The following is a 12,566-nucleotide window of genomic DNA, read 5'->3' on the forward strand; positions in this document are numbered from 1 at the left end:
GCGGCACCTGGAAGGACTTGACCGACAACGTGAACTTCATGGCATCGAACCTGACGGGCCAGGTGCGCAACATCGCGGCGGTGACCACCGCCGTGGCGCGCGGCGACTTGTCCAAGAAAATCACGGTGGACGTCAAGGGCGAGATCCTGGAACTGAAAGACACCATCAACGTGATGGTGGACCAATTGTCGTCCTTCGCATCGGAAGTCACGCGCGTGGCGCGCGAGGTCGGTACCGAGGGCAAGCTGGGCGGCCAGGCCAACGTGTCCGGCGTGGCCGGCACCTGGAAGGACTTGACCGAGAACGTGAACCAGCTGGCCGCCAACCTGACCAACCAGGTGCGCGCGATTGCCGAGGTGGCGACCGCCGTGACGCGCGGCGACTTGTCCCGTTCCATCCAGGTGGAGGCGCGCGGCGAGGTGTCCTACCTGAAGGACAACATCAACGAGATGATCCGCAACCTGAAGGAAACCACGCAGAAAAATGCGCAGCAGGACTGGCTGAAGACCAACCTGGCGCGCTTCACCCGATTGCTGCAGGGCCAGCGCGACTTGCAGGCCGTGACCAAGCTGATCCTGTCCGAACTGGCGCCGCTGGTGTCGGCCCACCACGGCGTGTTCTACATGATGGACTCGCAGGAAACCGACGCCCGCCTGCGCATGATCGCCAGCTACGGCTACCGTTCCAGCCGCAAGCTGCCGACCTCCTTCCTGCCGGGCGAGGGCCTGGTCGGCCAGTGCGCGCTGGAGAAGGTCCGCATCTGGCTGACCGACGTGCCGCGCGACTACATCGTGGTCTCGTCCGGCCTGGGCGCGGCGCCGCCGACCAATATCGTGGTGCTGCCCATCCTGTTCGAGCAGCAGGTCAAGGCGGTGATCGAGATCGCCTCGCTGGACCGCTTCACCGAGACCCACCTGTCCTTCCTGGACCAGCTGATGGAGTCGATCGGCGTGGTGCTCAACACCATCGAAGCGAACAGCCGCACCGAATCGCTGCTGACGCAGTCGCAGTCGCTGGCGCAGGAACTGCAGCAGACCAACCAGGAACTGGCCGAAAAAGCCCGCCTGCTGTCCGAGCAGAATATCGAGGTGGAGCGCAAGAACCGCGAGGTGGAACAAGCCAAGCTGGCGCTGGAAGAGAAAGCCACCCAGCTGGCGCTGTCGTCCAAGTACAAGTCCGAGTTCCTGGCCAATATGTCGCACGAGCTGCGCACGCCGCTAAATTCGCTGCTGATCCTGGCGCAACAGCTGGGCGACAACCCCGAGGGCAACCTGTCCGGCAAGCAGGTGGAGTTCGCCAAGACCATCCACGGCTCCGGCTCGGACCTGCTGACGCTGATTAACGACATCCTGGACTTGTCGAAGATCGAATCCGGCACCGTCACGCTGGATGTGTCCGAATACCGCTTCGCCAACCTGCGCAACTACGTCGACCGCACCTTCCGCCACATGGCAGAAGCCAAGCACCTCGGTTTCACGGTGGAACTGTCGGACAACCTGCCGACCGCCGTGATGACCGACACCACGCGCTTGCAGCAGGTGCTGAAAAACCTGCTGTCGAACGCCTTCAAGTTCACCAACCACGGCCAGGTGTCGCTGGCCATCGGCCTGGTGACCAGTGGCTTCAGCAGCGACCACCCCAACCTGCTGCACGCGGACGCGGTGCTGGCCTTCGCCGTCACCGACACCGGCGTCGGCATCGCCTCCGACAAGCTGCAGCTGATCTTCGAAGCGTTCCAGCAGGCCGACGGCTCCACCGCCCGCAAATACGGCGGCACCGGCCTGGGCCTGTCGATCTCGCGCGAACTGGCGCGCCTGCTGGGCGGCGAGATCCGCGTCGAATCGGTGGTCGGCAGTGGTTCCACCTTCACCCTGTTCCTGCCCTACAACCGCGCAGGATTCATCAACTACGACCTGAGCCGCCAGCCGCCGACGCGCGCACCGGTACAGCCGCCGCAGGTGGTCTACATGCCGCCGGCGCAGGAAGTGGAAACCATCGCGGAGCCGGAAGCCGACCTCTCCATCTACAGCGCCACCATCGACGACCGCGGGCTGGTGGCGGCCGGCGACCCGTCGGTGCTCATCATCGAGGACGACGAGCGCTTCGCCAAGGTCGTGCTGGAATACGCGCGCGAGAAGAACTTCAAGGGCATCGTCACGCACAAAGGCGACTCGGCGCTGTCGCTGGCGCGCGACTACCTGCCGTCGGCCATCCTGCTCGACATCGACCTGCCCGACATCGACGGCTTCACGGTGCTGGACCGCCTGAAGCGCGACCCGAGCACGCGCCATATCCCGGTGCACGTGATGTCCAGCCTGCGCGAGCGCGAACGCGCGCTGCGCCAGGGCGCCATCTCCTACCTGAACAAGCCGGTCAGCAAGGACGCGCTGCACGAGGAATTCACCCGCATCCAGAAGTTCCTGCTGGGCGGCAAACGCAGCCTGCTGGTGGTGGACGACGAGCAGCACCAGCGCGACGCCATCGTCAGCCTGATCGGCGACTCCGACCTGCGCATCGTGGCGGTGGACACCGGCGAGCGCGCGCTGCAGGCGCTGCGCGACAACCACTTCGACTGCATGGTGCTGGACCTGACGCTGCCCGACATCAGCGGCTTCGACCTGCTCGACATCATCGGCAAGGATTCCTCGCTGCGCGACCTGCCCATCGTAATCAACACGGCGAAAGAGCTGGACCGCAAGGAAGTGGCCAAGCTGAAACGCTACGCCAAGACCATCGTCATCAAGGACGCCCGCTCGCCGGAGCGCCTGCTGGACGAGACGGCGCTGTTCCTGCACCGCTCCCAGGCCAGCCTGCCGGAGCTGCAGCGCCGCATGCTGGAAGAGATCCACGCTGCCGACAGCGGCCTGGCCGGGCGCAAGGTGCTGATCGTCGACGACGACCTGCGCAACATCTTCGCGCTGTCCTCGCTGCTGGAGCGCCAGCAGATGCAGGTGTCCTTCGCCGAGAACGGACGCGACGGCATCGAAGTGCTGGAGCGCGATCCGACCATCGAGATCGTCCTGATGGACATCATGATGCCGGAGATGGACGGCTACGACACCATGCGCGCCATCCGCCGCATACCGAAGTTCAAGTCGCTGCCCATCATCACGCTGACCGCCAAGGCCATGAAGGGCGACCGCGACAAGTGCATCGCCGCCGGCGCCTCCGACTACATCACCAAGCCGGTGGACGTGGCGCAGCTGCTGTCGCTGATGCGGGTCTGGCTGCACTGATGAGCGCGCGATGACAAATGTGTCCCCGATGCGGCGCGACGCGCCGCCGGAAGTCGAGGAACTGGAACTGGACTTGCTGGCCGAAGCGCTGTTCCAGCGCTACGGCTACGACTTCCGGGGCCACGACCGCGCCATCCTGCGGCGCAAGCTGCGCGGCGTGCTGCAGCAACGCAGCCTGCGCACGCTGTCAGCCTTGCAAGGCCAGGTGCTGCACGACCCCGGCGCCGCCAGCGCCGTGCTGCGCGCGCTGCACGTGCCGCCGGCAACCATGTTCGATGATCCCGAAGAAGCGCGCCTGCTGCGCCAGGCCTCCGCCGCCTGCCTGCACGGCGCGGCGCTGCCCAAGGTCTGGCTGGCCGACTGCGCCGGCGCCGAGCAGGCCTGGACGCTGGCCGTGCTGCTGGCCGAACAAGGCCTGCTGGCGCGCACCGAGCTGCATTGCACCGTCGCCAGCGACGCGCTGCTGGCCGAAGCCCAGGACGCCTCCATTCCGCTCGAGCGCGTGGCCGAATGCCAGGCCAGCTATGACCATGCCGGCGCGGGCCACGGACGCCTGATGGACCACTTCCAGGTGGTTGGCCGGCGCGCCGTGCTGCTGCCGCAGCTGCGCAGCCGCATCACCTGGGCGCAATACAACCTGGTGACGGACGCCTCTTTCAACGAATTCAACCTCATCGTCTGCCGCCGCGCCCTGCCCGACTTCGGCCCGCTGCTGCGCCAGCGCGTGCTGCAGCTGTTCCACGCCAGCCTGGCGCCGTTTGGCGTGCTGGCACTGGACCGCCAGTTCGACGAAAGCGAAGCCCTGGCCGCCTTCTACCGGCCCTTGCTGCCGCTGCAGCCCTGGTACAAGCGCATCGCCTAGCGGCGCGGCCCGGGCGCCGTCAGTAAATCTCCTGCGGCGCGCAAACGGCATCGAACATGGCGGCGTCGATGTCGAAGGAATAGTCCTCCTGCACGCTGAAATACGCGCGCGCCTCGTCCGGCGCCGTGTCAAACAGGCTGCGGATCGCCTGCACACGCAGTTCGGGCGTGCGCATGCGCGCCACCCATTCGCCAAACTGCATCCTCAGCTTCCACTGGCGCGACAACTGATGCGCGAAACCGGCGTTTCCCAGCTTGGCACCCCATTCGCACACCCGGTAGTCGCGCACGTGCGAGCCATCGCGCAGCAGCTCCACGGCCTGCAGCGTGCTGTCGAACAGCGCAGCTTGCGGCGCAACGATATCGATGACGACAAGGCGGCCGCCGGCGCACAGCACCCGCCGCACCTCGTGCAGGGCAGCCTGCACGTCCGGCCAGTGGTGGGCGGAAAAGCGCGTCACCACCAGCTCGAAACTGGCGTCGGCGAACGGCAGTTTGCCAACGTCCCCCTGGCGCGTGCCGATATTCCGCAGGCCCCGTTCCCGGCTTGCGGCAGCCACCACGTCCAGCATTTGCGCTGACAAATCGTAGGCCACCACCGATTGCGCGGCCGGCGCCACGGCGAAACTGGCGTGGCCGGCGCCGCAGCCCAGGTCCAGCACACGGGGCGCCGGCATGCCCTGGGCGATGGCGTGCAGCGCCGCCAGGTCCGCCCCTTGCGCGTGGACGCTGCTGCTCAGATAGCTGCTGGCGGTATTGCCGAATTGCTGGGCTACATAGCTTTGTTGTTGCATTTAATTCTCCATGAAGGGACGAGTTGTTGCAGAATAGGCGGGCTTTTATCCTGTAACAAGACCACAACTTATCCTGGTATAAATGCTGCCATGCACACGATGACGACCAATAAACTGGGAGAATTCATCCGCAGCCACCGCGAGCGCGTCAGTCCGCAAAGCGCGGGCTTGCCCGGCGGCGGGCGGCGCCGCACGCCCGGCTTGCGGCGCGAAGAGCTGGCCCAGCTGTGCGAGATCAGCCCTACCTGGCTGACCTGGCTGGAGCAGGGCCGGCAGGTGGCAGCTTCCGCCCAGATGCTGGCGCGGCTGGCCGATGTGCTGCAGCTGAGCGGCGCCGAGCGGGCGTACCTGTTCAGCCTGGCCGAGCGGCTGGACCCGCAGCGGGCCATGCATGGCGCGCATGGCGGACAGGAAGACGGCACGGCGCGCGAGCTGGACGCCATCGTGCAGGCAGTGCAAGCGCCAGCCTACGTGCTGGACCTGCAATGGGATGCCGCCGCGTGGAATGCGGACGCCGCAGCCTTGTTTGCCGGATGGCTGGACGGCGGCGCGGACCAGCACGGCCGGCCACCGAATCTGCTGCGCTTTATGTTCTGCCAGCGCGCCGCGCGCAACCTGATTGTGGACTGGCCGCACCGCGCGCAGCGCCTGGTGGCGGAATTCCGCGCCGACACGGCCCAGCACGCCGGCCAGGAGCCGCTGGCCTCGCTGATCGCGGAACTCGCACGCGACAGCTGCGAGTTCCGTGAACTGTGGAACTTGCAGGACGTGCTGGGCCGCGAAGGCGGCGTGCGCCGATTCCAGCATCCGGCACGCGGCGCGCTGGGCTATCAGCAGGTAACGCTGCATTTGGCCCGGCGCCAAGACCTGAAGCTGACCATGCTGCTCCCCATGCCTGAGCCGCATGGCGCACAAGACGCCGTGCAACACGCCGCACATTGACCGCGCTGCCCAATGCGGCTACATTGCTCACTTGAAAAATCATCCTTGGAGCACCGCATGCAGCGCAGTCTGATTTCAGCCGCCATCCTGTCATTGACTGCGCTTGCCGCAGCCGCGCCGGCGCAGGCCGCCGAAACCGCCAAGGCCGCCAAAGCGAAACCGGCCAAACCCGGCAAAGGCGCTGCCGGCGCGGACAGCCTGGCCACGACCCAACTGCCGCGCAACGTGCGCCCCAGCCACTACGCCATCTCCCTCAAGCCGGATGCGCAGGCGGCCAGCTTCAGCGCGCGCGTGGTGATCGCCATCGAGGTGCTGCAGCCCACCTCCGCCATCACGCTGCACGCGCTGGACCTGGCGCTGGCCAGCGCCAGCATCGCCGCCGGCCCAGGGCAAGCGGTGCAGCAGGCCGCCGGCATCGCGCTCGACGCCGGCAAGCAGACCGCCACCCTGACTTTCGCCCAGCCGCTGGCCAAGGGCAGCTACCAGCTGGCCATCGACTACAGCGGCAAGATCGGCAACCAGGCCGCCGGCCTGTTCTCGCTTGACTATGACAGCCCAGCCGGCAGGAAGCGCGCGCTGTACACCCAGTTCGAGGCGGCCGACGCGCGCCGCATGGTGCCGTCGTGGGACGAACCGGCCTTCCGCGCCACCTTCGCGCTGGAAGCGGACGTGCCGGCCGAGCAGATGGCCGTGTCCAACATGCCGGTGGCGAGCAGCACCGCCATCGATGGCGGCCGCAAGCTGGTGCGCTTTGCCACCACGCCCAGCATGTCCACCTACCTGCTGTTCTTCGGCCTGGGCGACTTCGAGCGCGCCACCGCCACCGAGGGCGGCACCGAGCTGGGTGTGGTCACCGTCAAGGGCCGCCTGCCGCAAGCGCAATTCGTGCTCGATTCGTCGAAAGCGGTGCTGCGCGAGTACAACGACTACTTCGCCCACCCCTACCCGCTGCCCAAGCTGGACAACGTGGCAGCCCCCGGCCGCAGCCAGTTTTTCGGGGCGATGGAAAACTGGGGCGCCATCATGAGCTTTGAAACGGTGATGCTGCTCGACCCGGCCATCGCCACCCAGGCCGACAAGCAGGCCGCGTTCGGCATCGCCGCCCATGAAACCGCGCACCAGTGGTTTGGCAACCTGGTCACCATGCGCTGGTGGGACGACCTGTGGCTCAACGAAGGCTTCGCCACCTGGATGGCGGGCCGCACCACCGCGCTGCAGCACCCGGAATGGCAAACCTCGCTGAACCGCGTGGCCGGGCGCAACTCGGCCATCGAACGCGATGCGCTGGCCACCACCCACCCGGTGGTGCAGCGCGTGGCCACGGTGGAGGAAGCGCATGCGGCGTTCGACGAGATCACCTACGCCAAGGGCGGCGCCGTCATCAACATGCTGGAAAACTACGTGGGCGAGGAAGCCTGGCGCGCCGGCGTGCGCAGCTACATCAAGGCCCATGCCTACGGCAACGCCGTGTCGGACCAGCTGTGGCAGCACATCGAGCGCGCCGCCAGCAAGCCGGTGAAAGCCATCGCGCACGACTTCACGCTGCAGCCGGGCGTGCCGCTGATCCGCGTGTCCGAGTACAGCTGCCGCAACGGCAAGACCAGCGTAACGCTGACCCAGGGCGAATACAGCAAGGACAAGCCGAACAAGAAGGCCCTGTCGTGGCGCGTACCGGTGCTGGCCAAGACCGTGGGTGCGGCCGATGCCAGCCGCACCGTGGTCAGTGGCGGCAAAGCCACCGTCACGCTGCCCGGCTGCGGTCCGGTGCTGGTGAACGCGGGCCAGGCCGGCTACTACCGCACGGTGTACGCGCCCAAGGCCTACGCCGCGCTGGCGGCCAGCTTCGACAAGCTGGCCCCGCTGGACCAGCTCGGACTGATGACGGAAAGCTGGGCACTGGGCCTGGCCGGCAAGCAGCCCGCCTCCGACGCCCTGGGCCTGGCGCGCGCCACGCCGGTGGACGCCGCGCCGCAAGTGTGGGGCCGCATCGCCCGCATGTTCGACGAGGTACGCATCTACGCGCGCGACAACGAGGCCACGCGCGCCAAACTGTCGGCCTTCGCCATCTCGCGCCTGGCGCCGGTACTGGCCCGCGTGGGCTGGGAAGCGCGCAGCGGCGAGGCCTCCCCCACCGCCATCTTGCGCGAGCAGCTGATCTACACGCTCGGTGCGCTGGGCGACGACGAGGTGATGGTCGAAGCGCGCCGCCGCTACGACGCCTCGCTGGCCGGCGACAAGGCGGCGCTGCCGCCGGCGTTGCGCCGCGTGGTGCTGGGCGTGGTGGCGCGCAATGCCGATAGCCGCGTGTGGGAGCAGCTGCACGCGGCAGCCAGGGCGGAGCAGTCCTCCATCGTCAAGGCCGAGCTTTACGGCCTGCTGGGACAGACCATCGATCCGGCGCTGGCGCAGCGCGCGCTGGAGCTGGCCGTCAGCGGCGAGCCGGACGCCACCATCGGCTCCGGCATCATCGCCGCCGTGGCGCAGGAGCACAGCGAACGCGCCTTCGACTTCGCGCTGGCCAACCTGCCCAAGGTGAACGGGCTGGTGGAAAGCAGCTCGCGCGCCGGCTACTTCCCGGCCCTGGCGGGCGGCTCGGCCAATCCTGCCATGGTGGACAAGCTGAAGGCCTACGCCGACGCCAATTTGCCGGCCACTGCGCGCAGCCAGACCAACACGGCCGTGTCGCGCATGCAGTACCGCGCCGCCGTGATCCGGGACCGCATGCCGGAAGTGGATGCCTGGCTGGACCGCCAGGCGCTGTAAAGGGCGCTACGGCGCGCTGCCGTCCTCGTAGGGCTTCATCAGCGCGGCCGCCGTGCCGCGCGCGCGCATGGCGGCCAGCGCGCGCTCCAGCCTGGCGGCGATCTGCGGGTCGTAGCGCTTGTTGGCGTAGTGGACCAGCATGTCCCGCCTGCCGACCACCAGCTCCGGCCCCAGCCTTCCGCGCGGCATGCCCAGCAGGCGCAGCGTGTGCAGTATCGACAGGCGCGCGCCCAGCACCGCATCGAAGCGTCCTTCCACCAGCATCTTCACCATTTGTTCGTACGAGACCGCCTCGTAGCGCGCGATGGCGGGATCGGACTGCAGCTGCGCGTCGTAGTGCGCGCCTCGGATGTGGCCCAGCTTCTTGCCGCGCAAATCGGCCCGGCTGCCATAGCGGCTGCCCGCGCGGCCGACCACCACCACGTCGCCGCTGGCAATCATGCCTAGCGTGTGCGCATGTGCCTGCAGTTGCTGATTCTGGAAACTGAACACCAGGTCAGCGTCGCCCGCCGCCACCATGGCGATGGCGCGCGGATAGGGCACCAGCTGTATGGCCATCGGCAGACCGCTTTCCTGCGCCAGCGCCTTCTGCAGCTCGACCGCAACGCCGGCCGGCTGGCCCGCCACGTCCAGCATGCCGAACGGGACCAGCGCAAAGATCACCACCTTGAGCACAGCCGCCGCCGGCGCCGCCGGCGCAGCGGCAGCAGCACCGGTGCTGCCCGCGCTGGCTGTCCCGGCAAGGGAAAGTGCCCCGCGCAGCACCCGCCGCCGCGTGGCGAACCGGCCGGACGGGCGCGCGGCGCTCATGGCCCGGGGATCACCCCGCCGCCGCGCTGGGACGCTCGGCGACGCGGTCGCGCCAGGCTTGCAGGTGCTCCATGCCCTCCGCCCCCGGGCGGAACTTCATCAGCCCGCGCGCGAACTCCATGGCGCAGAACGCCGTGATGTCGGCGATGGTGAAGCGCTGCCCCGCCACGTATGGCTGCGTGGCCAGGGTCTGGTCCAGCCAGCGCGCCCACTCGCGCATCTTCTCGCCCTGCGCCGCGCCGTACTCCGGAAACTGCGGCTGCTCCAGCGCCGCCAGGCCCGGGTGCGTGTGGCGCACGCAGTTGGCAATGCCGGCGAACACGTGCAATTCCACGCGGCGGTCCGCCATCTCGATGAACGCGCGCTCCTCGAAGCCCTCCCCCATCAGGTTAGGTTCGGGAAAAGCGCCTTCAAGATAGGAACAGATGGCGCGCGTTTCGCACAGCACGCGGCCGTCGTCCAGCTCCAGCACCGGCACGCGGCCGAAGGGATTCTTGGCCAGGAAGGCCTCGCTGCGGTTCTCCAGCTTGCCCAGGTCGATCAGCTGGGTGTCCAGGCTGACGCCCTTCTCGGCCAGGAACATCGCCACCCGGCGGGGATTGGGCGCGCGCGCGCTCGTGTACAGTTTCATGCTCTAGACGCCTTGCTCGCGTGATTGACCGGTTTCCAGCATTTTGCGCGCTTCGGCTGCAAATTGCTCGGCTTTTTCGGGGCTGGCGCCGCGATCCAGTTTCGACGGCGGCAACTGGATGCCGCGCCGCACAGCGGGCCGCTCGCCCACCAGCGCCAGCCAGCGCTGCAGGTGCGGCAGGCCGTCCACGTCCACGCCGGACCAGCTGTGCGTGCGCACCCAGGCCCAGTTGGCGATGTCGGCAATCGAATAGTCGCCGGCCAGGTACTCGTGCTGCGCCAGGTGGCCGTCCAGCACGCGGAACAGCCGCTTGCTCTCGCCCTGGTAGCGGTCGATGGCGGCCTGGATCTTTTCAGGGAAGTAGCGGTGGAACACATTGGCCTGACCCATCATGGGGCCGACGCCGCCCATCTGGAACATCAGCCATTGCAGCACCTGCGAGCGGCCCTTGGCATCGGACGGCATCAGGCGCCCGGTCTTTTCGGCCAGGTAGACCAGGATGGCGCCGGACTCGAACACGGCGAAGTGATCGGCTGCGCGGTCGACGATGGCCGGGATGCGGCCGTTCGGGTTGATGGCCAGGAACCATGGCTCTTTTTGCACGTTTGCCGCCAGGTCCAGCACGTGCATTTCATAGGGCAGCGCCAGTTCTTCCAGCGCGATCGAAATCTTGTGGCCGTTGGGTGTTGCTGCGGTGTACAGGTCTATCATCGGAACGCCCCTTTTTAGTTGCAGTGCACGCCAGTGTAGGCGAAACTGGGTTGTCCGGTACAACGGGCAAAAAAAGACCGGCGATCTTTGGAGGGAGCCGGTCAAAACGCTTTTTAGAGCGCGGGGATATCGTGCCGCATCTAAGGGATACGGCAACCTGGCGCGCGGAGGAGGCCGCGCGCTACAGGTGACACTTTGCCAGCAATCCGTCCGGCAAGGCTTAGAACTTCATTAAATCAACATAAGTAAAAAAATAACAATCCGACAGGGGACCCAGCATGCGTAAGCTCACATTCGATCCCCGCCAATGGGGCGTCGGCGCCAAGATCACCGTGTTCACCTTCGGCCTGGTCAGCGCCATCATCGGCATCCTGATCTTGATGATCAGCAACGCCACCACCAATCTGCTGGAAGACAACAGCACCCAGGCCGTCGGCCAGGAACTCAAGGGCGTGACCGACATGGTGGACATCTTCAACTCCACGCTGAAAGCGCAAACGGCGGGCTACGCCGGCATGCTGGCCGCCTCCTTCGACGACAAGTTCACGCTGGACCAAGCCACCAGCACTCCGGTCGATGGCAAGCCGGCGCCCACGCTGAAGAACGGCGAGCGGGTGGTCAATATGGACTTCAGCGTGCCCGACAAATTCCAGCGCAACAGCGGCAGCGTGGCCACCATCTTCGCCGCCGCCGGCGAGGACTTCATGCGCGTCTCGACCTCGCTGAAAAAAGAGAACGGCGAGCGCGCCATCGGCACCGTGCTGGACCGGGCCCACCCCGGCTACGCCAAGCTGCGCGCAGGCGAAAACTACACCGGCCTGGCCACCCTGTTCGGCAAGACCTATATGACGCGCTACGATCCGATCCGCGACGCCGGCGGCAAGGTGATCGGCATCCTGTTCGTGGGCGTCGATATCAGCGCCCCGCTGCAGGCGCTGAAGGACAAGATCAAGGCCATCAAAGTGGGCCAGACCGGCTATTTCTACGTGCTCAACTCCACCCCGGGCAAGAACTACGGCACCCTGGTGGTGCACCCGGCCAAGGAAGGCGCCAACATCCTCGAGAGCAAGGACGCCGGCGGCCGCGAATTCATCAAGGAAATCCTGGAGAAGAAGCAAGGCATCATCCGCTACCCGTGGCTGAACCCCGGCGAGAGCAGCGCGCGCGAAAAGGTGGTGGCCTACACCGCCTTCCCGGACTGGAACTGGGTGATCGCCGGCGGCGCCTACACCGAGGAGATCACGGTGGACGCGGTGCGCCTGCGCAACCGCTACGTGCTGTTCGGCTTTGTCGCGCTGGGCGCCTTCGCCTTCGCGCTGATGGTCCTGGTGCGCAACTACGTGACGCGGCCGCTGGCCGAAGCCGAAGGCGCGGCCGGCCGCATCGCCGAGGGCGACCTGACGGTCAACCTGGCCACCAACAGCAACGACGAGATCGGCAAACTGTGCGGCGCGATGAACGGCATCAGCGGCAACCTGTCGCGCGTGGTGGGCCAGGTGCGCGAAGGCGCCGAGCACATCGCCACCGCCACCACCCAGATCGCCACCGGCAACCAGGACCTGTGCCAGCGCACCGAGCAGCAAGCCTCCAACCTGGAGGAGACTGCCGCCGCCATGGAACAGCTGACCTCCACCGTGCGCCAGAACGCCGACAATGCGCAGCAAGCCAACCGCCTGGCGCTGGCCGCGTCCGACACGGCCGCGCGCGGCGGCCAGGTGGTGTCGCAAGTGGTGGACACCATGGGCTCGATCAACCAGTCTTCGCGCAAAATCGTCGACATCATCAGCGTCATCGACGGCATTGCCTTCCAGACCAACA

General features: G+C 67.1%; 9 protein-coding genes. 5 read left to right on the forward strand and 4 right to left on the reverse strand.

What is annotated here, in order from left to right:
- On the forward strand, window positions 1–3,236 hold a 3,236-nt coding region (locus tag AC6H42_RS21510; protein ID WP_497548905.1), incomplete at its 5' end, for a response regulator.
- 10 nt (window positions 3,237–3,246) lie between these two features.
- A complete protein-coding gene (locus AC6H42_RS21515) occupies window positions 3,247–4,098 on the forward strand; it encodes a CheR family methyltransferase (protein ID WP_082552010.1) in 852 nt (283 codons plus the stop codon).
- A 19-nt stretch (window positions 4,099–4,117) separates the two neighbouring features.
- Here AC6H42_RS21515 and AC6H42_RS21520 read toward each other — a convergent pair whose 3' ends face one another.
- Window positions 4,118–4,891, reverse strand: a complete 774-nt coding sequence (locus tag AC6H42_RS21520) for a methyltransferase domain-containing protein (protein ID WP_057156938.1) — start codon at window positions 4,889–4,891, stop codon at window positions 4,118–4,120.
- A gap of 90 nt (window positions 4,892–4,981) precedes the next feature.
- On the opposite strand from AC6H42_RS21520, the gene AC6H42_RS21525 reads away from it, so the two are divergent.
- Window positions 4,982–5,833 carry a helix-turn-helix transcriptional regulator gene (locus tag AC6H42_RS21525; protein ID WP_057156937.1) on the forward strand — a complete coding sequence of 284 codons (852 nt, stop codon included), beginning with the start codon at window positions 4,982–4,984 and terminating at the stop codon, window positions 5,831–5,833.
- Window positions 5,834–5,890: 57 nt separating this feature from the next.
- A complete protein-coding gene (locus AC6H42_RS21530; RefSeq protein WP_497548906.1) occupies window positions 5,891–8,596 on the forward strand; it encodes a M1 family metallopeptidase in 2,706 nt (901 codons plus the stop codon).
- A gap of 6 nt (window positions 8,597–8,602) precedes the next feature.
- Here the strand turns inward: AC6H42_RS21530 and AC6H42_RS21535 are convergent, their stop codons facing one another.
- Genes AC6H42_RS21535 through AC6H42_RS21545 form a run of 3 tightly spaced genes read right to left on the reverse strand, consistent with a single transcriptional unit; the run spans window position 8,603 to window position 10,748 of the window.
- Window positions 8,603–9,406 carry a substrate-binding periplasmic protein gene (locus AC6H42_RS21535; RefSeq protein WP_497548907.1) on the reverse strand — a complete coding sequence of 268 codons (804 nt, stop codon included), beginning with the start codon at window positions 9,404–9,406 and terminating at the stop codon, window positions 8,603–8,605.
- 10 nt (window positions 9,407–9,416) lie between these two features.
- Window positions 9,417–10,037 carry a glutathione S-transferase family protein gene (locus tag AC6H42_RS21540; protein WP_057156935.1) on the reverse strand — a complete coding sequence of 207 codons (621 nt, stop codon included), beginning with the start codon at window positions 10,035–10,037 and terminating at the stop codon, window positions 9,417–9,419.
- A gap of 3 nt (window positions 10,038–10,040) precedes the next feature.
- Window positions 10,041–10,748, reverse strand: a complete 708-nt coding sequence (locus tag AC6H42_RS21545; protein ID WP_057156934.1) for a glutathione S-transferase family protein — start codon at window positions 10,746–10,748, stop codon at window positions 10,041–10,043.
- A gap of 278 nt (window positions 10,749–11,026) precedes the next feature.
- Here AC6H42_RS21545 and AC6H42_RS21550 point away from each other — a divergent pair.
- The coding region (locus AC6H42_RS21550) for a Cache 3/Cache 2 fusion domain-containing protein (RefSeq protein ID WP_497548908.1) at window positions 11,027–12,566 on the forward strand (1,540 nt) is incomplete at its 3' end.

It is taken from the genome of Massilia sp. NBRC 108631 (assembly GCF_059704565.1).

Coding starts and splice junctions, on each gene's coding strand:
- AC6H42_RS21515 (WP_082552010.1), top strand. CDS start 3,247: ATGACAAATGTGTCCCCGATGCGGCGCGACGCGCCGCCGGAAGTCGAG.
- AC6H42_RS21530 (WP_497548906.1), top strand. CDS start 5,891: ATGCAGCGCAGTCTGATTTCAGCCGCCATCCTGTCATTGACTGCGCTT.
- AC6H42_RS21525 (WP_057156937.1), top strand. CDS start 4,982: ATGCACACGATGACGACCAATAAACTGGGAGAATTCATCCGCAGCCAC.
- AC6H42_RS21520 (WP_057156938.1), bottom strand. CDS start 4,891: ATGCAACAACAAAGCTATGTAGCCCAGCAATTCGGCAATACCGCCAGC.
- AC6H42_RS21545 (WP_057156934.1), bottom strand. CDS start 10,748: ATGATAGACCTGTACACCGCAGCAACACCCAACGGCCACAAGATTTCG.
- AC6H42_RS21535 (WP_497548907.1), bottom strand. CDS start 9,406: ATGAGCGCCGCGCGCCCGTCCGGCCGGTTCGCCACGCGGCGGCGGGTG.
- AC6H42_RS21540 (WP_057156935.1), bottom strand. CDS start 10,037: ATGAAACTGTACACGAGCGCGCGCGCGCCCAATCCCCGCCGGGTGGCG.